Annotated in this window: 27 protein-coding genes; 13 read left to right on the top strand and 14 right to left on the bottom strand. The window is 59.8% G+C overall.

Annotated features, from left to right (window positions below):
* The first annotated feature begins 197 nt into the window (after positions 1-197).
* Both AC2FPW_RS06495 and AC2FPW_RS06490 read left to right on the top strand, forming a co-directional pair.
* Positions 198-1,493, top strand: a complete 1,296-nt coding sequence (locus tag AC2FPW_RS06495) for an adenylosuccinate synthase (protein WP_209504287.1) — start codon at positions 198-200, stop codon at positions 1,491-1,493.
* Entirely contained in the window at positions 1,493-1,729 is a 237-nt protein-coding gene (locus AC2FPW_RS06490) for a DUF2842 domain-containing protein (RefSeq protein WP_480476464.1), read from the top strand. The genes AC2FPW_RS06495 and AC2FPW_RS06490 overlap by 1 nt, the downstream gene beginning before the upstream one ends.
* Positions 1,730-1,928: 199 nt before the next feature.
* Here the strand turns inward: AC2FPW_RS06490 and AC2FPW_RS06485 are convergent, their stop codons facing one another.
* Positions 1,929-3,632, bottom strand: a complete 1,704-nt coding sequence (locus AC2FPW_RS06485; RefSeq protein WP_496812910.1) for a hypothetical protein — start codon at positions 3,630-3,632, stop codon at positions 1,929-1,931.
* A 123-nt stretch (positions 3,633-3,755) separates the two neighbouring features.
* Between AC2FPW_RS06485 and AC2FPW_RS06480 the strand changes: the two genes are divergently transcribed.
* Positions 3,756-4,463 carry a thiamine diphosphokinase gene (locus tag AC2FPW_RS06480; RefSeq protein WP_496812909.1) on the top strand — a complete coding sequence of 236 codons (708 nt, stop codon included), beginning with the start codon at positions 3,756-3,758 and terminating at the stop codon, positions 4,461-4,463.
* Here the strand turns inward: AC2FPW_RS06480 and AC2FPW_RS06475 are convergent.
* The 4 genes from AC2FPW_RS06475 to AC2FPW_RS06460 are packed head-to-tail and all read right to left on the bottom strand — an operon-like array spanning position 4,408 to position 7,881.
* A complete protein-coding gene (locus tag AC2FPW_RS06475; RefSeq protein ID WP_496752941.1) occupies positions 4,408-5,322 on the bottom strand; it encodes a DMT family transporter in 915 nt (304 codons plus the stop codon). The two genes, AC2FPW_RS06480 and AC2FPW_RS06475, sit on opposite strands and share 56 nt — an antisense overlap.
* Positions 5,323-5,367: 45 nt before the next feature.
* Positions 5,368-5,784 carry a GFA family protein gene (locus AC2FPW_RS06470; RefSeq protein WP_496812908.1) on the bottom strand — a complete coding sequence of 139 codons (417 nt, stop codon included), beginning with the start codon at positions 5,782-5,784 and terminating at the stop codon, positions 5,368-5,370.
* 20 nt (positions 5,785-5,804) lie between these two features.
* Positions 5,805-7,178, bottom strand: a complete 1,374-nt coding sequence (locus AC2FPW_RS06465; protein WP_480481524.1) for an L-serine ammonia-lyase — start codon at positions 7,176-7,178, stop codon at positions 5,805-5,807.
* Between the two features lies 1 nt (position 7,179).
* Entirely contained in the window at positions 7,180-7,881 is a 702-nt protein-coding gene (locus AC2FPW_RS06460; RefSeq protein ID WP_496812907.1) for a glutathione S-transferase family protein, read from the bottom strand.
* A gap of 167 nt (positions 7,882-8,048) precedes the next feature.
* Here AC2FPW_RS06460 and rpiA point away from each other — a divergent pair, with 167 nt between their 5' ends.
* The 6 genes from rpiA to AC2FPW_RS06430 all read left to right on the top strand — a co-directional run bounded on the left by rpiA (position 8,049) and on the right by AC2FPW_RS06430 (position 14,250).
* Positions 8,049-8,837 (top strand): ribose-5-phosphate isomerase RpiA, encoded by a 789-nt coding sequence (gene rpiA / locus AC2FPW_RS06455; RefSeq protein WP_209504279.1) that lies wholly within the window; start codon positions 8,049-8,051, stop codon positions 8,835-8,837.
* 124 nt (positions 8,838-8,961) lie between these two features.
* Complete coding sequence (gene gor, locus AC2FPW_RS06450; protein ID WP_496812906.1) at positions 8,962-10,320, top strand: glutathione-disulfide reductase; 1,359 nt, start codon at positions 8,962-8,964, stop codon at positions 10,318-10,320.
* Positions 10,321-10,392: 72 nt separating this feature from the next.
* Complete coding sequence (hflK, locus tag AC2FPW_RS06445) at positions 10,393-11,535, top strand: FtsH protease activity modulator HflK (RefSeq protein ID WP_267363979.1); 1,143 nt, start codon at positions 10,393-10,395, stop codon at positions 11,533-11,535.
* Between the two features lie 3 nt (positions 11,536-11,538).
* Positions 11,539-12,435, top strand: a complete 897-nt coding sequence (gene hflC, locus AC2FPW_RS06440) for a protease modulator HflC (RefSeq protein ID WP_267363981.1) — start codon at positions 11,539-11,541, stop codon at positions 12,433-12,435.
* Positions 12,435-12,629, top strand: a complete 195-nt coding sequence (locus tag AC2FPW_RS06435; RefSeq protein ID WP_267363999.1) for a DUF2065 domain-containing protein — start codon at positions 12,435-12,437, stop codon at positions 12,627-12,629. Before hflC ends, AC2FPW_RS06435 begins: the two co-directional genes overlap by 1 nt.
* Positions 12,630-12,756: 127 nt before the next feature.
* Positions 12,757-14,250 carry a DegQ family serine endoprotease gene (locus tag AC2FPW_RS06430; protein WP_496812905.1) on the top strand — a complete coding sequence of 498 codons (1,494 nt, stop codon included), beginning with the start codon at positions 12,757-12,759 and terminating at the stop codon, positions 14,248-14,250.
* Positions 14,251-14,468: 218 nt separating this feature from the next.
* Here the strand turns inward: AC2FPW_RS06430 and AC2FPW_RS06425 are convergent, their stop codons facing one another.
* The 5 genes from AC2FPW_RS06425 to AC2FPW_RS06405 form a co-directional block, all read right to left on the bottom strand.
* Complete coding sequence (locus AC2FPW_RS06425) at positions 14,469-15,137, bottom strand: Crp/Fnr family transcriptional regulator (RefSeq protein ID WP_480481510.1); 669 nt, start codon at positions 15,135-15,137, stop codon at positions 14,469-14,471.
* Between the two features lie 114 nt (positions 15,138-15,251).
* Positions 15,252-15,857: an inner membrane-spanning protein YciB gene (locus tag AC2FPW_RS06420; protein ID WP_267363984.1), complete on the bottom strand. Its 606-nt coding sequence runs from the start codon at positions 15,855-15,857 to the stop codon at positions 15,252-15,254.
* Positions 15,858-15,873: 16 nt separating this feature from the next.
* The gene (locus AC2FPW_RS06415) at positions 15,874-16,776 is read right to left on the bottom strand and encodes an EamA family transporter (RefSeq protein ID WP_267363986.1); all 903 of its coding nucleotides are present in this window, start codon (positions 16,774-16,776) and stop codon (positions 15,874-15,876) included.
* 88 nt (positions 16,777-16,864) lie between these two features.
* A complete protein-coding gene (gene ftsY / locus AC2FPW_RS06410) occupies positions 16,865-18,007 on the bottom strand; it encodes a signal recognition particle-docking protein FtsY (protein WP_267363988.1) in 1,143 nt (380 codons plus the stop codon).
* 58 nt (positions 18,008-18,065) lie between these two features.
* Positions 18,066-18,704 (bottom strand): lysoplasmalogenase family protein, encoded by a 639-nt coding sequence (locus AC2FPW_RS06405; protein ID WP_496812904.1) that lies wholly within the window; start codon positions 18,702-18,704, stop codon positions 18,066-18,068.
* Between the two features lie 140 nt (positions 18,705-18,844).
* On the opposite strand from AC2FPW_RS06405, the gene AC2FPW_RS06400 reads away from it, so the two are divergent.
* Entirely contained in the window at positions 18,845-19,240 is a 396-nt protein-coding gene (locus tag AC2FPW_RS06400; protein ID WP_496812903.1) for a hypothetical protein, read from the top strand.
* Here the strand turns inward: AC2FPW_RS06400 and AC2FPW_RS06395 are convergent, their stop codons facing one another.
* Positions 19,241-19,882: a glutathione S-transferase family protein gene (locus tag AC2FPW_RS06395; RefSeq protein WP_496812902.1), complete on the bottom strand. Its 642-nt coding sequence runs from the start codon at positions 19,880-19,882 to the stop codon at positions 19,241-19,243.
* Positions 19,883-19,885: 3 nt separating this feature from the next.
* Complete coding sequence (gene xseA / locus AC2FPW_RS06390; protein ID WP_496812901.1) at positions 19,886-21,370, bottom strand: exodeoxyribonuclease VII large subunit; 1,485 nt, start codon at positions 21,368-21,370, stop codon at positions 19,886-19,888.
* A 76-nt stretch (positions 21,371-21,446) separates the two neighbouring features.
* On the opposite strand from xseA, the gene purD reads away from it, so the two are divergent.
* Entirely contained in the window at positions 21,447-22,715 is a 1,269-nt protein-coding gene (purD, locus tag AC2FPW_RS06385) for a phosphoribosylamine--glycine ligase (protein WP_496812900.1), read from the top strand.
* A gap of 135 nt (positions 22,716-22,850) precedes the next feature.
* Here purD and AC2FPW_RS06380 read toward each other — a convergent pair whose 3' ends face one another.
* On the bottom strand, positions 22,851-23,594 hold the full coding sequence (locus AC2FPW_RS06380; RefSeq protein WP_267363995.1) for an FG-GAP repeat domain-containing protein: 744 nt from the start codon (positions 23,592-23,594) through the stop codon (positions 22,851-22,853).
* Positions 23,594-23,917, bottom strand: coding sequence for a 2Fe-2S iron-sulfur cluster-binding protein (locus AC2FPW_RS06375; protein WP_209504265.1), 324 nt, complete (start codon positions 23,915-23,917; stop codon positions 23,594-23,596). The genes AC2FPW_RS06380 and AC2FPW_RS06375 overlap by 1 nt, the downstream gene beginning before the upstream one ends.
* A 127-nt stretch (positions 23,918-24,044) precedes the next feature.
* On the opposite strand from AC2FPW_RS06375, the gene AC2FPW_RS06370 reads away from it, so the two are divergent.
* Positions 24,045-24,416 (top strand): OB-fold nucleic acid binding domain-containing protein, encoded by a 372-nt coding sequence (locus tag AC2FPW_RS06370; protein ID WP_480919422.1) that lies wholly within the window; start codon positions 24,045-24,047, stop codon positions 24,414-24,416.
* Between the two features lie 240 nt (positions 24,417-24,656).
* Positions 24,657-25,154 carry a hypothetical protein gene (locus AC2FPW_RS06365; RefSeq protein ID WP_496812899.1) on the top strand — a complete coding sequence of 166 codons (498 nt, stop codon included), beginning with the start codon at positions 24,657-24,659 and terminating at the stop codon, positions 25,152-25,154.
* Positions 25,155-25,181 lie beyond the last annotated feature (27 nt).

The raw sequence follows: 25,181 nt of genomic DNA, 5'->3' as shown, positions 1-25,181 counted from the left end.
CCCGTTCCGGGCGCCTCCCCCGGGATATTTAAAGCCAGGTGAGGCAGGGGATCCGCTCTTCATCTGGCTACAAATATCCCCGCCGGAGGCATCGCGCGCCTGCGCGATTTTCCTCTGCGGCGAAATATCGGTTTCCCTGCCGTTTTTGCCCCGCTATATGAGCCGGGTTTGATCACTCAGCACGAAAAGGACCGGATATGGCCAACGTGGTTGTTGTCGGCGCCCAATGGGGCGACGAAGGAAAAGGCAAGATTGTCGACTGGCTCAGCGAAAGGGCGGACGTAATCGCGCGTTTTCAGGGCGGTCACAATGCCGGTCATACGCTGGTGATCGACGGCGAGGTCTATAAGCTGCACGCGCTTCCTTCGGGTGTGGTACGCGGCGGCAAGTTGAGCGTTATTGGCAATGGGGTGGTTCTGGACCCCTGGCATCTGGTCAATGAGATCGCAACCATCCGGGCGCAGGGTGTTGAGATTACGCCCGACACGCTGATGATTGCCGAAAACACACCGTTGATTCTGCCGATTCACGGCGAGTTGGATCGTGCGCGCGAGGAAGCTGCGAGCAAAGGCACCAAGATCGGAACAACCGGTCGTGGAATTGGCCCGGCCTATGAAGACAAGGTTGGGCGGCGTTCCGTTCGCGTTGCCGATCTGGCGGACGAAGCCACGCTGGAGGCCCGCGTGGACCGCGCATTGCAACATCACGATCCGTTGCGCAAGGGGCTGGGTATCGAACCGGTTGACCGCGACGCGCTGATTGCTCAGCTCAAAGAGATCGCGCAACAAATTCTGCCGTTTGCGGCACCTGTCTGGAAAGTGCTGAACGAAAAGCGCAAGGCCGGGAAACGCATCCTGTTTGAAGGGGCGCAGGGCGCGCTGCTGGATATCGATTTTGGCACCTATCCCTTTGTGACGTCGTCGAACGTGATTGCGGGGCAGGCGGCAACCGGTGTTGGAATCGGACCGGGCTCGATCAATTTCGTGCTTGGCATTGTTAAGGCCTATACCACCCGCGTTGGAGAAGGGCCGTTCCCGACCGAGTTGGAAGACGCAGACGGTCAGCGTCTGGGTGAACGCGGGCACGAATTCGGCACGACAACCGGCCGCAAGCGCCGCTGCGGCTGGTTCGACGCCTGTCTGGTGCGCCAGACCTGCGCCACCAGCGGCGTGAACGGTATTTCGCTGACCAAGCTGGATGTTCTGGACGGGTTTGAGACCCTTAAGATCTGCACCGGGTATGAGCTGGATGGCGAGCGTTTGGATTACCTTCCGACCGCAGCTGATCAGCAAGCCCGCTGTACCCCGATTTACGAAGAAATGCCGGGGTGGAGCGAATCGACCGAAGGCGCGCGCAGCTGGGCGGATTTACCTGCAAATGCGATCAAATATGTACGTCGGGTCGAAGAACTGATCGAATGCCCGGTGGCACTTTTGTCCACCAGCCCGGAGCGGGATGACACCATTCTGGTGACAGACCCCTTTGCCGACTGATGCGCGAGAAACAGAAGACAGGGTTGAGTTACAAGGCACGCCGGCGCTGGTCGCTGGTGATCCTTGTGCTTGGCCTTCCGCTGTACATCATCGCTGTTGTGACGATCGTGAACTTGCTGGGGCGTCCTCCGATCTGGATTGAGTTGCTGGTTTATATCGTGCTGGGCATCCTTTGGGCCCTGCCGTTCAAGTTTGTGTTTCGCGGCGTCGGTAAAGAAGACCCCGATCAGTCCTAGCGCTCGTCAGGTACGTGTAAATGACCGGGCCTGCTGAGCACCGCGCAGGAAACGCGTGGTCCTCGGCAGTAAGGTGCTGGCTGTCTGGTTTCAGTCGAAACGCTCGGGCTTTGTCATTCAGGGCAGGCGTATGGTCCAATGGCAAAAAGCAAAAAGGCCGGGGGTAAACCCGGCCTTGCTTGGAAACCTTCCAGTGTGATCAGCCTACGGCACGCTCATCATCGGGGCGAAAACCGATCAGGTTGGACGCCGCGAAACGCCCGCCTCCGGCTTTCTCGATCTTGCCATCGCGCAGCAACTGTCCAAAAGAACGCAGGCTTTCTTCGCGATTGAACTCGTCCTGTTTCAGTGAACGCACCTTGTTCATCAGCTGCGGGCGCGAAAACTGCTCCTGACCTTCGATGAAGGACAGATATGCGGCAGCCGCTTCCAGAAGATCAGGCAGCGATTGCGCACCCTGTTCCTGTGCAAACTGTGCGAAACCGCCTTCCTCCGATCCGGTTGCGTCCTGGTCTGCGGTGACACGACGTGGCGAGACCGGGCTTGCGGATGTTCCGTGTTCATCCACCCGCTGCTCGGCCACCAGCTTGAGCGGCGCCGGAGCTTCCGGTGCCGGACGCATGCTGGTTACCTTGATCTCGGGTCGCCGTGGGCTGACCACGGATGCCAGATCGCCGCGGTAATCCCGGTCGGCCGTCTCTTCCGAGCGTGTCTGACCGTCGCGGTCGGCTTCGGTGGCTGCGACGGCGGTGCGCAAGTGCGAATAGGTTTCGCGCGCATCGCTGCTGCTGGGGTCATCCATATGCTCACCGGTCTTTGCCATCAGGCGCGATATATCCTGATCGGGATCAGCATCGTCCGCCAGTTTTTGGCTCGAACGACCGGACAGGTGCTGTTCGATCTCGGAAATCTCGGTCAACAGGTGCATTTCGTCTTCTGCCGTCAAAACACCCTGCGCCAGATCGTCTTCGACCGGTCCATCGTCGGATTCAATTGCTACGTCTTCTACGTTGAGGATGTTAGGGGCATCTTCTTCGTCGAAATCGTCTTCGGCATCGTCTTCAAGATCAACGAACAGAGGCTCGGCGGCGGACTGAACCGCCACCGGCGCGTCTTCGATTTCGTCGATTTGCAGGGGCTGGGGGGTCAGAGGCGCCTGCAGGTCAACGGTTTCTTCGATCTGAGTTTCAGCAACTTCGGGGATCAGCGCATCAGCTGTCTCAGCCGCTTGCGGTTCTTCAGCTTCCTGATCCTGCATCTCGTCAATTACAGGTGCCGCAGGCTCTTCAGTTTCCTGGGCTTCAGGCTCTGTGGGCTCGGCAAAGTCTTCCGCGCTGAGCGCACCGGCCTCAAACGCGGCGGCCACTGCATCTACCGGGGGGGCGGTATTGGCCAACAGCGGTGAGTCTTCGTCTTCGGAATACTCGGCCGCGGGCACATCGGAATGAGAGACGACTGCGCGAATGCGTTGCAGTTTCGCCGCGATGCTGTCAGCGGCCGGGGGTGGGGTGTCCGCGACAGGTTCCGCTTTGGCGAACCCGGTCTGCGCAGGGGCTGGTTGTGGCTGAACGTGAGCGGGAGTTTCGGCAACATTAATCGCGGCCGTGTGCGGGGCCGGCTCTTCAGCAGCGACAGGGGTTTCGGTTGTCTGAGTGGCGCGCAGCAACAGGCCGGATTCGTTCTGACGGGCTTCGACGCGCTGCGACGCATCGCGCCGGGCGATGCGGGTCAGCATTTCGGCATCAGGTTGCGGGGGTTCCGAGCCGAAGTAACGATCATCCGCTGCGAGATCGCGGAAATATTCGGCGATGGCTTTCATCGTTTCAAAGGAATCATCAAATCCTTCCAAAGTGCAGGAGAAGGTTCCATATGAAACGGTTAATACCTTGTTATTCTGTACCATCAGACGCACGTCCTTTACAAACTACGAGAGCCCACTTACCCGGAATCGGGAGCACACGAAGGCTCTGAACTTTATGCATGAACCTATCATTTTGTGGTCTTAATGTGTCCAAATCCGGGAAAAATGGCCAATCTTAGGGAAATCGAGCCAATTGTACGCTCTGCCGATCCAATTGGGCTGTTCGGAGGGGGATTTATCGGATCTGGAGACCTGAGTCTGGTGCTGAATCGCGTCAATTCGGTCGTTGCCGCCGATGGCGGAGCGGACGTTTTGACAGAATCAGGCCGGATTCCCGATGCGGTGATTGGTGACTTCGATTCGCTGAGCAAAGCGACGCAAGCGAAAATTCCCGCGGATCGCCTGTTTGCCATCCGCGAACAGGACAGCACCGATTTCGACAAGGCCCTGCGCAATCTGCACGCTCCGCTGGTTCTGGGGGCCGGGTTTCTTGGCGGGCGACTTGATCATCAACTGGCCGTTCTGAACGTTCTGGTCCGGCGGCAGGATCAGGCCTGCATATTGCTGGGCGAACGTGAACTGGTTTTTCACGCGCCGCCAGAGATCAAGCTGCCGGTTGCACCCGGCGATGTGGTCTCGCTGTTTCCGATGCAGCCCGTGACGGGGCGCAGTACCGGGCTGGAATGGCCGATTGACGATCTGGCCTTTCGACCGGACGGGCAGGTGGGGACATCCAACCGCGCATTGGCGCCTGTCGAGCTGAAGATGGACGGGCCGGGCCTGTTGGTGATGATCCCGCGCGCGGCACTCGATCCGCTTATGCAGGTGTTTCTGTCGGGGCGGACCGGGCGCTGGCCCGCTCGCGCAGAATGACATACAGGCCTGCGGCAATGGTTATGACAATGCCAACCGCAGCCAATCCATCGGGCAGATCGCTGAAAATCACCCATCCGATCAGGGTTGCAACCGGGATTTCCAGATACTGCATCGGGGCCAGTGTGGCAGAGGGTGCATAGCGCAGCGACCACGTCATCAGCAGATGCGCGACCGTACCCAACACCCCGATCGCAATCAGCAGCCAGTTCAAATCGCTGGACGGCAGGGTCATCGAGAGCTCCTGAATGTTCATTTGCGTTCCAATCAGAAGGACCGGAGCCAGAAGGACTGTCGCAAATACGCCGGACACAGCCTGCAACGACACCGGGTCGGTCTCTTTCGCGACTTGCCGGGTGACCAGCATGAACAAGGCAAAGACTACGGCAACGATCAGTGGCAGCAACGCAGGTGCGCCCACCTCGGCAAAGCTGGGTTGAATGACCAGCAACGTGCCAATGAACCCGACGATGCAGGCAGCAAGACGGCGGGAACCGACCTCTTCCTCCAGAACATATTTGCCCAGCAGCAGCATGATGAATGGCATGACAAAGGCAATTGCAACGGCATCCGCCAATGGCAGGAATTGCAGCGCGCTGAACATGGCCGAAATGCCGATGATATGCAGCAGCGTCCGTAGCAGGGTCAGCCGTAGGATGCGTCCGCGCATCCGCCAGGGTCGCCCGGTCACCGCAACCAGCGGGATCAGGATCACCGCTTGCACCGCGAAACGGACCATGACCAGCAGACCCAGCGGTGTGGTCTCGCCCAACAGCTTCGCCATCGCATCCCCCAAGGGCGCGAGCACGCAAAAACCAAGCATCAAAAAGATGCCAAAGACGGGTCTGTCCTGAGTCATGAGCGCGACGCTAACTGTTTCGCGACGCAGAGGGAAGCGCTGTTGTCAGCGGTCGGGCAGGGGCTGAACCTTGGTGTAATCCGGCCCGTTGCAGGTGGGCAGACCATCCTCCAATTTCAGCCATTTCAGCTTTTCTTCATGCGCGACATGCAACGTTGGTTCCAGCGCTTCAGGAGAGTCCAGCGTCGCGACATTAAGGTGCACCACATCCGACATGGCGGTTGACCGGAAGGACATCGGCGTGCCGCAGTGCGGGCAGAAGCTGCGCTCGACACCGGGAGAGGAGTTAAAGCGCTTGGGCTCTTCACCGATCCACCGCCAATGACCATCGCGAACTCCGAAATACGTTGTCATCGGCGCTGCGCATTGGCGGCGGCAACTGTCGCAATGGCAGGTTACGCATGAAAGTACCGGAGGGTCGACCTCGAACCGGATCTTGCCGCACAGACAATGCCCACGCATGTCGCCCCTCGCTTTCTGTTTCAGCAGTTCGGTACGTTCACAGCCAGACCACCCAGCGAGGTTTCCTTGTATTTCTCATGCATGTCATGGCCGGTTTGGCGCATCGTCTCGATCACCGCGTCCAGCGGCACGAAATGCTGACCGTCCCCGCGCAAGGCCAGTGAGGCGGCTGAAACTGCTTTGATAGCGCCTAACCCGTTTCGTTCGATACAAGGAACCTGAACCAGCCCGGCAACGGGGTCGCAGGTCATGCCCAGATGATGCTCCAGCGCAATCTCGGCGGCATTTTCCACCTGTTCGGGGGTTCCGCCCATCACCGCGCAAAGCCCGGCTGCCGCCATGGCGGCGGCGCTGCCAACTTCGGCCTGGCATCCCGCTTCGGCACCCGAGATTGAGGCGTTGTACTTCACCAACCCGCCAATGGCCGCTGCGGTCAGCAGGAAATCCTCGATATGGCTTTCGGACGCGCCCGGTACGTGATCCAGATAATAGCGCAGAACAGCGGGCAGAACACCTGCGGCCCCGTTGGTTGGCGCAGTGACAACTTGCCCGCCCGCCGCGTTTTCCTCGTTGACCGCCATGGCATAGACGCTCATCCAGTCGTTGATCGTGTGCGGCGCGGTCAGGTTCATGCCGCGCTCGGCCATCAGCGCATCATAGATGCCTTTCGCGCGGCGGCGCACTTTCAAACCGCCCGGAAGGATGCCGTCAGTGGTCAAGCCGCGTTCGATACAGGCATTCATGACGTCCCACAAACGGGCCGATCCTTTCGCGAAACTGTCGGCGCAGCCCCGCGCGATCTCGTTTGCGCGCTTCATCCCGGCTATGGTCTTGCCACTGGACTTGGCCATCTCAAGCATTTCTGCGGCGGATTTGAATGGGAAAGGAACCGGGTCGCCTTCATCGGTGTCTTTCCCCTCGGCCAGTTCTTCCTCGGTCAGGACAAAGCCGCCGCCGATCGAATAGAACACCTGCCGCAGGATCACATCGCCCTGTGCGTCGGTGGCCATCAGGATCATCCCGTTAGCGTGCCCGGGCAAATTGTTGTCGTAGTCAAAGATCAGATCCGCCTTGGGATCGAAATGAAGCGTCGGCAGGCCTTCGGGCGTGACGGTGTGCGTGCGTGCGATATCGGCCAGCGCTGCCTCGGCCTTTTCGTTGTCATAGGTGTCGGGAACAAAGCCCGCCAGACCCAGAATGGTCGCCCGATCGGTCGCGTGGCCGACGCCGGTGAAGGCCAGCGAGCCGTGCAGTGAACCTTTCAGACCCGTAAATTCAAAGGGGGACGCGCGCATCATGTCCAGAAAGCGCGCCGCGGCCACCATCGGGCCCATTGTGTGCGATGAAGACGGGCCAATGCCCACTTTGAACATATCGAAGACAGATAGGAACATATCAGATAGCCGAGCCTTCCGGGGGATTAGCGTAAGTAGGGGATGTGAAGGGTGTAACGCCCAAACCTTCCGCAGCGATTGCCGAACGGGTGGCGGGGCATGTCTCAAGGTGCAGAAGCATTTTCAGCAGATGCGGCGTGTCGGCCAGTTGATACCAGCTGCGGTCAGCACTTACAGGGTACAGGGCCATCCAGCGCATCATGCAGGCGACATAATAGGTCAGAACCGATGGGACACCTGCGCGAAACCACTCAGGCCCGCGTTGCGCCAGCGCATCCAGCAACCGCAGGTGCTGCAGCAACCGGGGTCGGATGCCCGCGCGCAGCGTGTCGGCCTGTGAGGCGTCTATGTATTTTTCAGCGTAGAACAGGATGCGCAGATCCGCATGCAACGTGTTGGACGCGAAGAACAGCCATTTCAGAAATCCGGCGCGTTCAGGATCATCCGCCGTCGGGGCCAGTTGACCATGGCGCTCCGTCAGCCAAAGCAGGATCGCCGCAGTTTCAAAGATCGGGCCCTCTGGCGTTTCCAGAACCGGGATCAGCCCGTTGGGATTAAGCGACCGATACGCGTCGCTGTCCTGCTCGTTCTGGCGGCGGTCCACCAGCACGGTTTCATAAGCCATGCCCATCTCGTCCAGCGCCAGCCGGATCACCAGCGAGGCGTTGTCAGGGGCATAGTGCAGGCGGTACGGGGTCAACATGCGCGCAACTTACAGCGCAAAGATGTGGGTGTAAGACATGATTGCGACTTTTCCGACAGGAAACGCGTAGTCCTGAGACATCTTAACACCTGTCGGATCGCAAAATGGGGTCGCAGTCGTCTGACGCATTCCCTATAACTCCGTCAGAATAAACTGGGAAAGCTGCCATGACCAGAGATCTGTCGCCAATCGACACCGCGAAATATGTTGCCGCGTACCGTGCCGCCGACATGGTCGAAGACGGGATGCGCGTGGGCCTTGGCACAGGATCGACAGCCGCCTGGCTGGTGCGCCGTCTGGGTGAACGGGTGCGCGAAGACGGACTGCGGATCAAGGGTGTTCCAACCTCGACCCGCACGGCGCAGCTTGCCCGCGAGGTTGGTATCGACGTCATCTCACTGGATCAGGCCGGTTGGCTGGACATGACCATCGACGGCGCGGATGAGTTCGATCAGGACCTGAACCTGATCAAGGGCGGTGGCGGTGCGCATCTGCAGGAAAAGATTGTGGCCACGGCCAGCGACCAGATGATCGTCATCGCCGATGCAGGCAAAGAAGTTGAAACTCTGGGGGCCTTTCCGCTGCCTGTCGAGGTCATTCCCTTTGGCTGGCAGACAACGCGCACATTGATCGAGGAAGCCCTGGATACGATGGATGTGCTTGGGACATCCTCGGCGCTGCGCATGAATGGCGAGGCGCCGTTTGTGACGGATGAGGGCAACCACATCCTTGACCTGCACCTCAAGCGCATCGGCAACCCGCGCCAGATGGCGCTGATCCTGAACCAGGTGCCCGGTGTTGTCGAAAATGGCCTGTTCATCGACATCTGCGATAAGGTCGTGATCGGCCATGGCGATGGCCGGGTCGAGCTGCGTGATATCAACGCGGGCACGGTCGAACTGGATCAGCTGCTCAGCGGGTCGCGCGATAACCTGTTTTCCGATTTTTCGGACTGAGTATCGTGCAGGTCCCTTCGGCAAGTGGCTATGAAAGTTCGAATTTTCCGCGCCGGGGGTTGGCACAGGGTTTTTTACGCCCAGATATCCAGAGAATTTTGAAAGTTGAATGAAGGAACCCGGCATGAGCTTTGACTATGATCTTTTTGTCATCGGCGGAGGTTCGGGCGGGGTCCGCGCGGCGCGTGTTGCGGCGGGCGAAACCGGTGCCAAGGTCGCGCTGGCCGAAGAAGACCGGTATGGCGGCACCTGTGTGATCCGGGGCTGCGTACCAAAGAAGCTGATGGTCTTTGCCAGCGAATACTCGGGCATGGTCGGGGATGCGCAGGCCTATGGCTGGGACATTCAGCCCGGCGCGTTCAACTGGAACACTTTCCACGGCAAGCTGGTGACCGAGCTTGATCGGTTGGAAGGGATATATCGCAATATCCTGAAGAACAACGGCGTCGAAAGCTTTGACAAGCGTGCGCGCCTTGTGGATGCCCACACGGTCGAGCTGGCCGACGGAACCCGCAAAACGGCCAAACACATTCTGGTCGCCACCGGCGGTCGCCCGGTTGTTCCGGATTTTCCGGGCTCGGAACTGGCGATTACGTCGAACGAGATATTCCATCTGGACAAGCTGCCTGAAAGCATCCTGATCGTAGGGGGCGGTTATATCGCCTGTGAATTTGCCGGGATTATGAACGGGCTGGGGGTCAGGACGACTCAGTTCTATCGCGGCGCACAGATCCTTCGGGGGTTTGATGACGAGGCGCGTGGACTGATCAGCGAAGAAATGTGCCAGAACGGCATCGACCTGCATCTGGGCACCAATGTGATCGAGATGAAAAAGCAGGGCGACAAGATCTGGGTCAAGGCCACCAACGGCTCCGAGCAGAGTTTTGATGTGGTAATGTATGCCACGGGCCGTGCGCCGAATGCCGATAACCTTGGGCTGGAAGCTTTGGGCGTTGAACGCGGCCGTAAGGGCGAGATCATCGTGGATGAATACAGCCAGACCGCCGTGCCCTCGATCTTTGCCATTGGCGATGTGACAGACCGGGTGAACCTGACACCGGTTGCGATCCGCGAGGGGATGGCTTTTGTGGAAACCGTATTCAAAGGCAATCCGACACCGGTGGATCACGACTTGATCCCGACTGCGATCTTCACTCAGCCTGAGATGGGTACCGTAGGTCTCAGCGAAGAAGAGGCGGCAGCGCAGGAACCAATCGAGGTCTATGCCACATCTTTCAAGCCGATGCAGAAATCCTTTGCTGGCGGCACGCAGCGTGTGCTGATGAAACTCATCGTCTCTCAGGCGACGCGCAAGGTGTTGGGTTGCCATATTGTCGCCCCCGGTGCCGGCGAGATGATCCAGCTGGCGGGAATCGCCGTAAAGATGGGCGCGACCAAGGAAGATTTTGACCGCACGGTTGCAGTTCACCCGGTCATGGCCGAAGAACTGGTGACAATGCGGCAACCTGTGCGCACGGCTTGATTTGCAAGCGCGCGCACACACGTTACAAGGGAACCCGTGATCACACGGTCCAAAACGAAGGAAAAGATACTTATGGCGGGCAACAGCGGCGGCCCCTGGGGGGGCGGAGGCTCATCCGGTGGCGGAGGAAATCGGGGTAACAACGGGGATGGGCGCAAGCCCCCCGAAAGCGATGGCCCGCATATCCCCGAGATCGACGAACTGATGAAAAAAGGCCAGGAACAGCTGCGCGTCCTCATGGGCGGTCGTGGTGGCGGTGGCCGTGGTACCAATGGCTCGGGTGGCGGTGGTGGCCCGGCCTTTACCAAAGGCACCCTGCTGCTGGGTGGCGTCGCCGCTCTGGTGATGTGGGGCGTGGCCAGCGCCTATACGGTCAAACCCGAAGAGCAATCAGTTGAACTGCTGTTTGGTCGCTTCTCGGGGATCGGTACAGAAGGTCTCAACTTTGCCCCATGGCCGGTTGTGACGGCCGAAGTTATTCCGGTGAAGGTCGAACAGACGGAAACCATCGGCTCGGGTGGTCGTGGGAGCGATGCGGGTCTGATGCTGACGGGCGATGAAAACATCGTCGATATCGATTTTCAGGTGGTCTGGAACATCTCGAATCCGGCAGATTTCCTCTTCAACCTGCGTGATCCCAGACAAACGATTCAGGCGGTTTCGGAATCCGCGATGCGCGAAATTATCGCGCAATCTTCGCTTGCGCCGATCCTGAACCGCGACCGTGCGGTTATCGCTGAACGGCTTGAGGAACTGATCCAATCCACGCTCGACAGCTATAGTTCAGGCATCAATATTGTTCGTGTGAACTTTGATGGTGCCGACCCGCCAGAACCGGTCAAGGACGCATTCCGTGAGGTACAGTCAGCGGGTCAGGAACGTGACCGGCTTGAAAAGCAGGCTGATGCCTATGCCAACCGGGTTCTCGCCGGTGCCCGTGGTGAAGCGGCGCAGGTTCTGGAAGAAGCCGAAGCCTATCGCGCCCAGGTCGTGAACGAGGCGCAGGGTGAGGCCAGCCGCTTCAGCGCGGTTTTGGCCGAATACGCCAAAGCGCCGGACGTGACGCGCAAGCGTCTGTATCTTGAGCGGATGGAGCAGGTCCTTGGCGACGTAAACAAGATCATTCTGGATGAGAATGCCGGTGGGCAGGGGCAGGGCGTGGTCCCGTATCTGCCGCTGAACGAATTGCGCCGCAACTCGGGCGAGGGGAACTAAAAGATGCGTAAATCAACTTTTGTTCTGCCCATCATTTTTGTTCTTGTGGTGGCTGCGCTGTCCTCGATCTTCATCGTCGATGAACGTGAAAAAGCACTGGTTCTGCAATTCGGTCGCGTCATTGATGTCAAGGAAGATCCGGGTCTTGCGTTCAAGATTCCGGTCATTCAGGAAGTCGTCCGCTATGACGACCGTATTCTGAGCCGCGAGGTCGGACCACTGGAGGTGACACCTCTGGATGACCGCCGTCTGGTGGTTGACGCATTTGCACGCTATCGGATTACCGATGTGCGCCAGTTCCGCGAAGCGGTGGGTGCGGGCGGTATCGATACCGCAGAACAGCGGCTGGATTCCATTTTGCGGGCGAAAACGCGCGAAGTTCTGGGTTCTGTCAGCTCGAACGATATCCTCAGCTCGGACCGGGCGGCGCTGATGCTGCGCATCCGCAATGGGGCCATTACCGAAGCGCGCGACCTGGGTCTTGAAGTGATCGACGTCCGGCTCAAACGCACTGACCTGCCGCAAGCCAACCTCGAAGCCACCTTTGCGCGTATGCGTGCCGAACGCGAGCGTGAAGCGGCAGATGAAGTGGCCCGTGGTGAGGAAGCTGCACAGCGTATCCGCGCGCAAGCCGATCGTACAGTGGTGGAACTGGTGTCGGATGCCCGCCGCGAATCTGAAATTGTTCGCGGTGAGGCCGACGCCGAACGCAACGCGATCTTTGCGGATGCCTACGGAGCAGACCCCGAGTTCTTTGAGTTCTACCGCTCTCTGTCAGCCTATGAAAATGCGCTTCAGGGCGGAAACAGCTCGTTGGTGCTAAGCCCGGATTCGGACTTCTTCAACTACCTCAGTTCGCCATCAGGTCGGCGGGCACCGGTGGCGGCGCCGTCCGAATGATGGGCATGATCCTTCTGGCCTTCGGGCTGGTACTGATTGTCGAGGGGCTGGCCTATGCGCTGGCCCCTTCGCTTATCGAGCGGATGCTGGAGGCGTTGCGCGCCATGCCCGAACAGGCCCGGCGTCTGGCCGGGTTGCTTTGTGTTGTCAGCGGTTTGATCCTGCTCTGGGGGGCATATCAACTGGGCTTTTGACGGGGCGGTTTCACGTGCGGGTGATTTCCCTGCGATCCCGAGTTGCTCACCGGGTTAAACTGACTACATTGGAAACTAAGAAAGGCCGAAACAGGCCTTGGCAAGATTGTCGACAAGGAGAGCTCAAGTGCAGGCGAAAGCGCGCAGTTTATCCGTCCGGTGGGACGACGTGAGTGTTTGGATGCGGCTGTTGTGGCTGGCCTTTGCCGGTACGCTGCTTGTGCTGGCGCAGTCGGTTTCCGCTCAGGCCAGAGGCGAAAGCCTGGCGCCCTTGGCCGAAAAGATCAGCCCGGCCGTGGTGAACATCACCACAAGCACCCTGATCGAAGGTCAGGCAGGCCCGCAGGGTATCGTGCCCGAGGGGTCTCCGTTCGAGGATTTCTTTCGCGAGTTTCAGGATCGCAACGGCGGCAATGACAACAGCCCGCCTCGACGCAGCAACGCCCTTGGGTCGGGTTTTGTGATCTCTGAAGATGGCTACATTGTCACCAACAATCACGTCATTGCGGAAGCTGATGAAATCCTTGTGGAATTCTTCCCCGGTGACGGGCAACCCAAAAAAGAACTGGTGGCCAAGGTCATCGGAACCGATGAGAAAACCGACATTGCACTGCTCAAGGTCGAGGCATCCGGCCCCTTGAAATACGTGCAATTTGGCGACAGCGACGTGGCGCGTGTGGGTGACTGGGTTATTGCCATGGGCAACCCGCTGGGCCAGGGCTTTTCTGTATCCGCTGGTATCGTATCGGCCCGCAACCGGGCGCTCAGCGGATCTTATGACGATTACATCCAGACAGATGCGGCGATCAACCGGGGCAACTCGGGCGGTCCATTGTTCAACATGGACGGCGAAGTGATCGGCGTGAACACCGCGATCCTGTCGCCAAACGGTGGCTCGATCGGTATCGGCTTTTCGATGGCGTCGAACGTGGTGGTAAAGGTCGTCGATCAGCTGCGCGAATTTGGCGAAACCCGGCGCGGCTGGCTGGGCGTCCGCATTCAGGACGTGACCGAGGATATGGCCGAGGCGATGGGGCTGGAAAAACCCGGCGGCGCGCTGATCAGCGATGTCCCGGAAGGCCCCGCCCAAGAGGCCGGTCTGAAAGCAGGCGACGTGATCATCAGCTTTGACGGTGTCGAGGTCGAAGACACCCGTGGTCTGGTCCGTCAGGTCGGCGAAACAGAAGTCGGCAAAGCCGTCCGGGTCATTGTGCACCGCGATGGCGGCACACAGACAATTCTGGTCACGCTGGGACGCCGCGAAGACGCAGAAAGCAAAGAAGATGACGAAGAAGAAACGCAGGATGCTCCGGTCGAAGAAAACGCCGATATTCTCGGGCTGACCATTTCCCCGCTCACAGATACGCTGCGCGCGGATATGGGATTGGATGCAGATGCCGAAGGTCTGGTGATTTCGAATGTTGACGAAGCGTCTGAGGCTTACGCGAAAGGGTTGCGCGCGGGTGACCTGATTACGGAAGCGGGTCAGCAAAAGGTGGAAACCATCGCGGACCTGGAAGCCAGAATGGACCAATCGCGAGAGGCTGGGCGGAAATCCCTGTTGCTTTTGGTCCGCAGGGGGGGCGAGCCGCGATTTGTGGCGCTAAGCCTGGAAGAGTGATTTGAAAAGGCCGGGACAAGCGCCCGGCCTTTTTCATTGCCTGAACACCTGAAGAGGCATGCAAAAAGAAAATGAGCCATACGCAGTAATTGCGTATGGCTCAGATACAGGGAGAGATCAGTGGACAGATATCGGGGATGATTCTCTGACCTCCTACGGTAACAACTTCACCTTAGGTCAACACGAACCCTCTCGTATGTGAACCAGATCACACTGGTTCAGATAAGTTCGGAATCGGCCAGTTCCCGCAATGCGTCGAAATCCTGAATCAGCAATCCGCCGCGCGAGGATTCGACAATATTGTCGCGTTTCCAGATCGAGATTGTCTTGGAAACGGCCTCGCGCGTGGCCCCGACAAATTCGGCAAGTTCGCTCTGCGACAGGGTGATGCGCTGCGTCGGGTCGTCCTGCAATTCCGACAGATGCAGCAGCTTTCGGGCCAGTCGAATGGGCATGGGCAAAAAGACCTGCTCGTTCAGCTGCAACCCCATCCATCGCATCCGCAGCCCGGCCAACCGGATCAGATCCACGGCAAGGTCAGGCTGTTTTCTGATCTGGTTCATGACGTCATTGCGACGCACACGCAGGACGCGCGATGGCTCGGCCGCGGCAATAGTCGCCGTACGCGGGCCGTTGTCAAACAGAGCGATCTCGCCAAAAACTTCACCTGGGCGCATCAGCGTCAATGTCAGTTTCCGGCCGCTCATCGCCAGAAAGGACACTTCAAGCGTGCCTTCCAGAATGGCATAGAGCGAATCCCCTTCATCGCCTTGTTCGAAAAGGGTTTCTCCTTGAGCCAGCGAGATGTCGGTCGCTTGCGCCGAAAGCATCTCTCTAAGCCCGTCGGAGGCTTCGGAAAGGAAGCCGCTGGTGGGAAAGGCCGTCATGTATACACCGATCTTGGGCAAGGTGTGAGTGTGGGTGGTGATACAACTTCCCATAGCTCGGCGGCTAAGCCAAGAATTTTGTTTGTTTTTGCAGGAATGGCGACGTCAGGGCAGTTATTTCTGTTCCGGGTCGTCCATGTAGCGTTGCAGGATGCTGAATTGCAGCATCAGGAAGGCCATCAGCGCGATGGGAAATCCGAAGGTTTCGATCTTGACCCAAAGGTCGGTCGACATGGTGCGCCAGACAAACTCGTTTGCGGCGGCCAGAACAGCGAAACAGGCGCATAGGCGGCGCGTCAGAATCATCCAGCCCTCGTGCTTCATCGGCAGCATTTCATCCAATACGTAGGCCAGATAAGATTTCTTTTGCAGCAACCCGATGCCAAGGATCAGGGCGAACAGGCCATAGACAAGCGTGGTTTTCATCTTGAAAAACCGCTCGTCATTGAACCATGCGGTCAGGCCGCCAAAGAAAATGACCATGAAGGCCGTGAAAATCTGCATCCGGCTGAGTTGGCCGGTGAGGTACCACAGGATACCCATTGCCCCCAGCATCAGGGGGACGAAGATAATCGTGGCGATGATGAAGCCGGAATATTCAGTACCACCGATCAGAAAGCTGTCGTCACGCAAGCGCAGGTAGATGAAGAAGAAGGCCAGCGGCGGGCCAAGCTCCAGCACCTGTTTCAGAAATGGGTTGATGTCTTTTTTGCCTGTCATCGGTATGTCCTGCTGCTTACCCGCCCATTTCAACTATTACTGCGCCGAGTGCAATCAATGCCATCAATGCAATGCGTCTTGGGCCAACGGTCTCCTTCAGGACAAGCCAGCCGATCAGCGCCGCAAAGACGGTTGAGGTTTCGCGCAGCACGGCGGCTTCGCCGACTTTGTCCAGTCGTGTGGCAAGCATGATCGACCCGAAGGACAAAGGCGCGATGATGCCGCCAGCCAGACCCCGCAGCATCAGCGGGCCGGGCGCAGGGCGATGTGTCATCGCGCGCCATCTGAGGAAGGCGTAGACCGGCATCGCCGCGCCGTCGATCATGAAGAACCAGGCCAGAAATGTGAACGGGTCGGCAGTGGCACGTATGCCATAGGCGTCATAGGTGGTGTAAAGGGCGACAAACAGCCCCGTGATGATCGCTAGGACCAGCGCAATTCCCAGCGTGTCCCGGTTGGTTTCGAGAAACCGGAAATTATAGGCGGCCAGGCCGAATATCCCGGCCAGCAGGGTTGCGACGCCCAGCCACTGCACGGTCGAGAATGTTTCGCCGAACAGAAGATAGGCACCAATGACCGTAAACAGCGGGCCTGTCCCGCGCACGACGGGATAGACGACCGTGTAGGACCCTTTGGTGTACGCCGCGGCCTGCAGCGTCTTGTAGGCAATGTGGATCAGCCAGGCGAGGGCGAAGATCGGCCACATATGAGGTTCAGGCCAGGGCACCACGAAAAAGGCAAACGGGGCGGCCATCAGACCATAGCTGGCGTCAATAGCGCCGCGGGACAGCCATGGATCATGACGGCCTTTCTGCAGCGCTCCGAACGCGGCGTGCAGGAAAGCGGCCATCAACGCCAGTGCCAGCGCCAGTTGGTGACCGGCTTCGGTGCCTTCAAGTGAGATCAGCCAGTCGCTCAAATACGCAGACCTTTTGTAGGGCGGAGAGGGGTGGGGGCTGTCTGCCCCCACACCCCCGAGGATATTTGGGGCCAGATGAAGTGGCGGATCAGCCCTTGTCGAGCCCGGTCAGGGCGGCGGCGAATTCTTCGGGATCGAAGGGGGCAAGGTCATCGATCTGTTCTCCCACCCCGATAGCGTGGATCGGCAGGCCGAACTTGTCGGCCAGCGCGACCAGCACACCGCCCTTGGCGGTTCCGTCCAGCTTGGTCATGATCAGGCCCGAGACATCGGCCAGCTTGCGAAAGGTTTCCACCTGGCTCAGCGCGTTCTGACCTGTAGTGGCGTCAAGGACCAGCAAGGTGTTGTGCGGTGCGGTCTCGTCGACCTTGCGGATGACGCGGACGATCTTGGCCAGTTCCTCCATCAGGTCGGTGCGGTTTTGCAGGCGCCCGGCGGTATCGATCATCAGCAGATCCGCGCCTTCGGCCTGAGCCCGGGTCAGCGCGTCAAAGGCGAGGCTGGCGGGGTCCGAGCCCTCGGGCGCGGTCAGAACCGGAACCCCGGCGCGGTCGCCCCAGACTTGCAGCTGTTCGACGGCCGCAGCGCGAAAGGTGTCACCGGCGGCGATGACGACTTTTTTGCCAGCCTGCTTGAACTGGCTGGCCAGTTTGCCGATGGTCGTGGTCTTGCCCGAGCCGTTGACACCGACGACCAGCACCACTTGCGGGCGTTTGGGATAGATCGGCAGGGGCCTGGCCACGGGCTCCATCACGCGGGCCACTTCCTGCGCCAGCAACTGTTTGATTTCCCGGGTCGAGAGTTTGCGCCCAAAGCGCCCCTCGGCCATGTTCGAGGTGACACGCAGGGCGGTGTCGACGCCCATGTCAGAAGCGATCAGCAGCTCTTCGAGTTGCTCGAGCATGTCGTCATCCAGCGTGCGTCGCATTTCTGTGGCAGCGCTGCCACGGCTGAACAAGCGGTTCAGGATGCCCTTGGATTCAGGGATTTCTGGTGGCGGGGCAGCTGGTGTGGGATCCGCCGGGGCGGGGGCAGGTTGTTCAGCCGGTTCCTGCGCCGGTTCAGGGGTCGGGATTTCGGGAACCGGTTGCGGCTCGGGCTCAGGTTCGGGGAGGACAGGGTCGGGTGCGGCGGTTTCCTCGCCACCATCCTCGACGATGGCGTCCAGCCCCTGTTCGAGGCGGGATGAGGATTTGAACAGCTTGTCCTTTAGCTTTGAGAAAAACGCCATATTTGGTCTCCGCAGGTGTTCCTTTCACCTAATGCGGATTTGCGGCAGTTGCAAAGGGTCACGCAAAAGCGAAGACGAAACCAAATTGCGCGCCCCAGTAGAGCGGCCAGATCAGATAGGGCGTCAGCCTGTGGGCGGGGTGGTTCGCAGGCAGCAGGAACTTTTCCGTAGCAAGGATCAGATCAGACGCGATGAAGGTGATTGCAGCCGGGAACGCCCATCGCAGGGCACCTGTCTGGGGCAGCGCCAGCACGGTGATCCCCATGCCAAGGATGATCGGGATATAGGCCAGAACAGGGCCTTTCAGGTCTCCGGCGCGGGGGGCAAGCAGTGTGGCCATGACAATGCCCAGAATGACCAGAGACCACACGATCGCGGGGGCATCCCAGATCAGGCTGGCGGAACTGGCAGGATGCGACAGGAACAGGGCGATATAGGCCAGATGCCCGGCGGCAAAAGCGGCAATGCCGGCCATGAACGTGGCATCCGTTTCACGCGACAACAGCGCGTCCCCGGTTGCGCACAGGGCAAGCGCAGCGGCAAGCATCCATGGGCTGCCCTGCAGAACCGCAATGACTGCCAGCGCGGCGACCGAGGTGGTTTTCAGCACAGTGCGCAAGGAACTGGCTGGTCGGGCCGTCAGGGGCAGGTATCCCAATGCGCAGCCAAGGGCGATCCAGAAGAGAAGGGTTGTCATGTCACCTCACCGCGGTTTTCGAATACCTTCATCCCGAGCGCGGCATATAATCAAGCGCTTACGTTGAGTTAAGCGTGTTTCCCCAAGCCCTGGCCAAAGGGTGAATGGCATAGCGGGATCGCATCTGACACAATGGGCATATGTTCCGAGCGCTGATGATTCTCGCCTGCTTTGCCGCACCGCCCGTTGCGGCCCAGACCCCTTTGTCCGGCCCCGAATTCGACACCTATACGCAAGGCAAGACCCTGTTTTACGGGTTCGAAGGGCAGGTTTACGGGGTCGAACGCTATTTGCCCAACCGCCGCGTGATCTGGTCTTTTCTGGATGGCGATTGCAAGGAAGGTGTCTGGTATCAGCAGGAAGAGCAGATTTGTTTCATCTATGAAGACCGGTTTGATCCGCAATGCTGGGTCTTTACGCGATCCGGCGGTGGCCTTGTCGCGCAGTTTGAAGGCGACCCGCAGGCGACCGAGCTGTACGAGGCGGAAGATATCGGGGAAGAAATGGTGTGTTATGGCCCCGACGTCGGTGTCTGACTAGGTTACCCGAAGCTCATCATAGCTGAGCATGACATGCTCCTGATATGCAGGTCTTTCTGTCAGCCTATCGTAATAGCGCCGCAGGTTGGGCAGGACCGCGCGGGATATCGCGATGTCGTAATAGCGATAAAGGATATGTCCCAGCTGAATATCGGCCAGCGTCAGATCGGGCCCGCACAGGTAGGTGTTTTCTGACAGCCGGGTATCGGCAAGTACCAGTTTGCTATCCAGCGCGGCAACGGTCTGCTCAATCGCGTTTTGGTCCTGCTCTGCCGGGGCGGTCCGGACAACCTGCCAGAACACGGGCACCGTGAAATCCATCGCAACGTTGATCTTGGCCCATTCCGCCCATTTGTCGACTTCGGCCCGTTGAACCGGGTCGCGTGGCCAGAACGCATTCCCGCCATAGGCATTCGCCAGGTAGCGCAGGATTGCGCCGGTTTCCCACAGCAGTGGGTGATCGCCATCCTGTAGCACTGGGATGGTGCCGTTCGGGTTCAGCTTGCGAAAAGCATCGGTGTCCAGCCCGCCGAACCTGTGCCCTGCATCGTGGCGGTGAAAGCGCAGTTCCAGCTCTCCGACGCACCACATCAGGGCCTGAACATTCGATGACGTTTTGCGACCCCAGATTGTCAGCATGGCTTAGAACAACGATCCCTGATCTGGTGCATCCGGTTTGGATTTCCGGTTGGTCTGCTTTGCGGCTGTCCCGGTGCCAAGAATGCCATCGGCGAATTCGATGTCCAGCACCGTGTGTTTTGCGGCCTCGGCCTTGGTCGTGATGACATTCCCATCTGCGCGAACCACGGCATATCCGCGTTCCAGCGTCGCCTTGTAGCTGAGCGTTTCGCGCAGGCGGTCTGTGGCCTCAAGCTGATGTTTCAGACGATCCAGCCGCGTGGTCTGCGCCGCGTTCATCCGGTCACCAAGCCGGGCAAGGTTTTGCGCGTGCTGGCCGATCTCGCGTTGAATCGGGCGCAGGGACAGGCGCGACGACAGGTTGCGCAGTGATTCCTGCCGGGCCGAGACCAGACCGCGCAGAGTTGACGGGCGCAGATGGGCTGACAGTTCCACCACTTGCAGGCGACGGTTTTGCACTCCTCGCGTCAAAGCCGGGGTCAGGCGATCTGCAATCAAATCAAGGCGTTGCCGGGGGGAGTTCAACAGGCTGTCCGGGCGCGGCAGGGCGCGGGACAAATCGCGCAGCCTTTGCGAACGGCGCTGCACCGCGTCCGTTACCGCGCGCGACAAGCGGGCGCCTTGCTCGCCGGTCCAGGCCAGCAGTTCGATGCGGACCGGCACGGCCAGCTCTGCCGCAGCTGTGGGTGTAGGCGCGCGGCGGTCCGAAACGAAATCGATCAGGGTCGTGTCGGTTTCATGCCCAACGGCCGAAATCAGCGGTATGTCCGATGCGGCGGCGGCGCGCGCGACACTCTCTTCGTTGAAGCCCCAAAGATCTTCGATCGACCCACCGCCACGGGCCACGATGATCAGGTCAGGACGGGGCAGTGCGCCGCCGGGCGTCAACTGGTTGAACCCTTCGATGGCGCGGGAAACCTCGGGGGCGCAGTTTGCGCCCTGCACGGCCACGGGCCAGATCAGCACCTTGCGCGGGAACCTGTCCCGAAGCCGGTGCAGAATGTCACGGATCACCGCGCCCGAAGGCGATGTCACGACGCCGATGATCTGCGGCAGATACGGCAGGGGCTTCTTGCGTTCGGGCGCAAACAGACCTTCGGCCTCAAGCTGTTTCTTGCGCTTTTCCAGCAAGGCCATGAGCGCGCCCTGACCGGCAACGGCAACTTCATCGACATTCAGGTTGTATTTGGACTGTGCGCCAAAAGCGGTCAGGCGACCGGTGACGACAACCTCCAGTCCTTCCTCTGGCACGACCGAGAGGCTGGAAACCTGACCTTTCCATGTCGTGCAGGCCAAAACGTTCCGGTCGTCCTTGATGTCGTAGTACATGTGCCCGGATCGGGCCTTGAACACGCGCCCGACTTCGCCGCGCACGCGGATTCGCCCGAACGCGCCTTCCAGCGTGCGCTTCACCTCGCCCGATACCTCGGAAACCGTGTATTCAGGGGTGTTTTGGCCCGGAATCGGGTCATCAAGCAGGTCGGACATTTCAGCGCCTTGTTTCAATTGCTCACCCAGCTTAGAACGCCGCGCAGGCGAGGCCAAGCAGATCGGAGACGACCCCATGAACATCCTTATTCTCGGCAGCGGCGGGCGGGAACACAGCCTGGCCTGGGCGGTGATGCAAAACCCAAAATGCGACCGTCTGATCGTGGCGCCGGGCAATGCCGGGATCGCTCAGATCGCGGAGTGTGCCGCTCTGGATATCGAAAACGGCGGGGCCGTTGTCAGCTTTGCCGAGGAAAACGCGATTGATTTCGTGATTGTCGGTCCCGAGGCCCCCTTGGCCGCCGGAGTGGCGGATCGCTTGCGCGAGGCCGGGGTGCTGGTTTTCGGACCGTCTGCCGAAGCGGCCCGGCTGGAAGCCTCGAAAAGCTTTACCAAGGAAATCTGCGACGCGGCACATGCGCCCACCGCCGCTTATGCGCGGTTCACCGCGCCCGAGCCCGCCAAGGCCTATATCCGCGAACAGGGCGCGCCCATCGTGGTCAAGGCCGATGGTCTGGCCGCCGGCAAGGGCGTGATCGTGGCCATGGACGAAGACACGGCGCTTGACGCCATTGACGACATGTTCGGCGGTGCCTTTGGCGGGGCCGGGGCCGAGGTCGTGATCGAAGAGTTTATGGACGGCGAAGAGGCGTCTTTGTTTGTTCTGTGCGACGGCCAAGACATCCTGTCCATCGGCACGGCCCAAGACCACAAGCGGGTGGGCGAAGGGGATACCGGCCTGAATACCGGGGGGATGGGTGCCTATTCTCCGGCGCCGGTTCTGAGCGCGGAAGTTGAAGCGCGCGCGATGGAAGAGATCGTGCGCCCCACCATTGCCGAGATGAAGCGCCGGGGCACGCCGTTTCAGGGAATCCTCTATGCGGGGCTGATGATCAAGGACGGCCAGCCGCGCCTTGTGGAATATAACGTCCGTTTCGGGGACCCGGAATGTCAGGTCCTGATGATGCGTCTGGGCGCGCAGGCGATGGACCTGTTGCATGCCACCGCCGAAGGGCGGCTGGGCGAAATGCGGGTCAACTGGGCCGATGATCACGCGATGACGGTCGTGATGGCGGCCAAAGGTTATCCGGGAACCTACGAGAAGGGCACGGTCATCAAAGGGTTGGACAGCTTGCCCGAGGACAGCAGCAACATGGTGTTTCATGCGGGCACAAGCGAGGCTGCGGGGCAGGTGCAGGCCGCCGGCGGGCGCGTTCTGAACGTGACCGCGCGCGGGAAAACGCTGCAAGAGGCGCGCGACCGGGCGTACCAGATGGTTGATGCCGTGGATTGGCCCGAAGGGTTCTATCGCAGCGATATCGGCTGGCGCGCTTTGGAAGGATGATCGGGCAGGGGGCTTTGCCCCCTCGGCCTTGCGGCCTCCCGGCGCTGCGCGCGTTTGCGGTCGAAATCGTCCGCTGGACGATTTCTTTTCAACCACTCACCCTCCAGGATCTTTTTGGCCAGTTGAAGAGGCGGATCAGCAATTCAGGGCTGATGTGAGATTGTCGCGCTGTTTGAGCGGGCCCAAGTCCGTCAGATGCCAGCCATCCTGATAGGAAACACGGATGATCCGCGACCAGTCGGCGCTGGCGAGGATCATTTCGGGATGGTCGCCGCAGCTCCGCAGGCCGCCGGAAATGAAATCCTCACCGATCTTGTGGTTGGTCAGGCCGGGCAGAGCGGCGATTTCGGTCAGTCCACCATCTTTGAAGCGCCAGATGCGCAGGGTTTTGGCCAGGTGGGGGCGGTCGATATAGGCGATTTCGATATTGCCATCACCATCCAGATCAGCAGCACCGACCGGGGCGAGCCAGCGGAAACGTGCGCCGATATGAGGAGTGGCCGCTATCTTTTCGCCAGCGGCGTTGTAGATCGCAAGCTGAGCGCCTGTAGTGTCCTGCGTTTCAACGACAACTGCTTCAACCGCGCCGTCCCTGTCGATGTCTGCCAGACGCGGCGCAAGGTCTTCGAATACACGGTCTTGTGGCAGACGAACCGTTACGACTGTGTCATCGACCACAAGCTCCAAAGCGCCGTATTCGATATTGTCGCCCAAAACACCATGCGCGTATCGCGTGGTTGGTTCCGTGAAGCGGGCGTCGGTGATGGTATCCGCCGCGACAGCGATTGGCAGCGCGCACCACAGGCCAAAAGGGAGCAAAGCGCTGCGCACCCGACATTGCCACAGGCGGGCGGGCTGACGCGGCGCTTTGTTGGGCATCAGATCTGCTTTTCGGGCATCTGGACAATCAGGCCGTCCAGCGCGTCGGTCACCTTGATCTGGCAGGTCAGGCGCGAGCGGGCCGGGTCGGGCTCATAGGCGAAATCCAGCATGTCTTCTTCCATGTCGTCCTTGGCCGGGATCTTCTCGACCCAGTCGGGGTGGACATAGACATGGCAGGTCGAGCAGGCGCAGGCACCGCCGCAATCGGCCTCGATGCCGGGAATATTGTTGTCACGGGCCCCTTCCATGACGGTCAGTCCGTTGGCGACCTCGACAGTGTGCTCGGTACCGCCATGCTCGACATAGGTGATCTTTGCCATTGCGTGCGTCTTCCTTTTGCGATGTTCGAAACCTTCCTTAGTGAAGGGAGTTAGGTGTTTCCAGCCTCATTTGCGACTCCTTACGCCGTGTCTGGACTTTCCTGTATTTTGTTCTATCTTTGTTCTCATGCTTATTGCCCCTTTTCACCGCGCGGTTTCAAACCGGGACTGGCCGCGACCGCCGTCCTGTCTGCCCTCCGCCCAGCTGGAGGCCCCGCCCGAAGGGGCGCGTGTGGCCGTGGCCGGGCTGGTGATCCTGCGGCAGCGGCCGGGGACGGCCAAAGGCGTGATCTTTCTGACGCTTGAGGATGAGACCGGGGTCGTCAATGTGGTGGTCTGGCGCAAAATCTACGAACGCTTCCGCCGTGCGGTGATCTCGGGGCGGTTGCTGAAGGTGACAGGCCGGATGCAGCGGGCGCATTCGGTGACCCATGTAATCGCGGAAGAGATCGAGGATATCTCGGACATGCTGGACCTGCTGGTGCAGGGGCAGGGTTAGGTCAGCTGTGCGGATCAAGCCAACATTGTCCGTCGCAGTGCCGTAAACCCGCGCCTGAAGAACGGGCGATATGTTTTCTTTGCCTCAAATGCGCGATTAAGGCGCTTTTCCGCCACTTGAACGCGGGATGGTCGACTCTCCGGCGCCGGGCGCGTAGTGACACGCATCTTTGCGCATCGGCTTGTGTCAAAGCTCGGGCCGGATTGCGCATCTCTCAACGTCTTTTCAGAGTCAGTTCGGATGCCCAACGCAACGCACCAAGGATCGCTCGAAAATACCGTCTCTCGGGACGAAAGCCGGATTTCCGACCGTCTGGCCGAGCTCTCGGAACTCACACGTTCAGCGGGATATGTTCATACTGCCCGAATGATCGATGAGGCGTTAAGCGCTTATTCCTTTGAGCGCAGACAGGCTGAGACTGCAAAAAGGCTTCGGTCAGAGTTGCAGCAACTCAAGCGGATTGAAGCGTCGCGCTCGTCTGACGAAACGGATCGAAAGCCGCATTTGGTTCCGAACTTTCGATCCCGGCGGTCGGCAAAACCCGATGGGATGCTGTTCGACAGGGCCGAGCGTTCTGACGACGCAGCCCAGAAAGCCGGGGCGCGCAAAGGGCAGGCCGCATTTGTCCTGACGACCCGGATGCGTGTTGACGGGCGGAACGTTGCAAGGCTGCGCAATGGGCACTGGACAGAAATTTCCATGTCTTTCCCCGCGGAACCTGAATTCCAGTTTCGCTGACAGGTCGCGCCGCCGCCAAGGAGCCGC

The organism is Ruegeria sp. SATB027 (assembly GCF_059613825.1).
The sequence above is the reverse complement of the archived record's forward strand: the minus strand, read 5'-3'. Positions and strand labels throughout refer to the sequence as shown.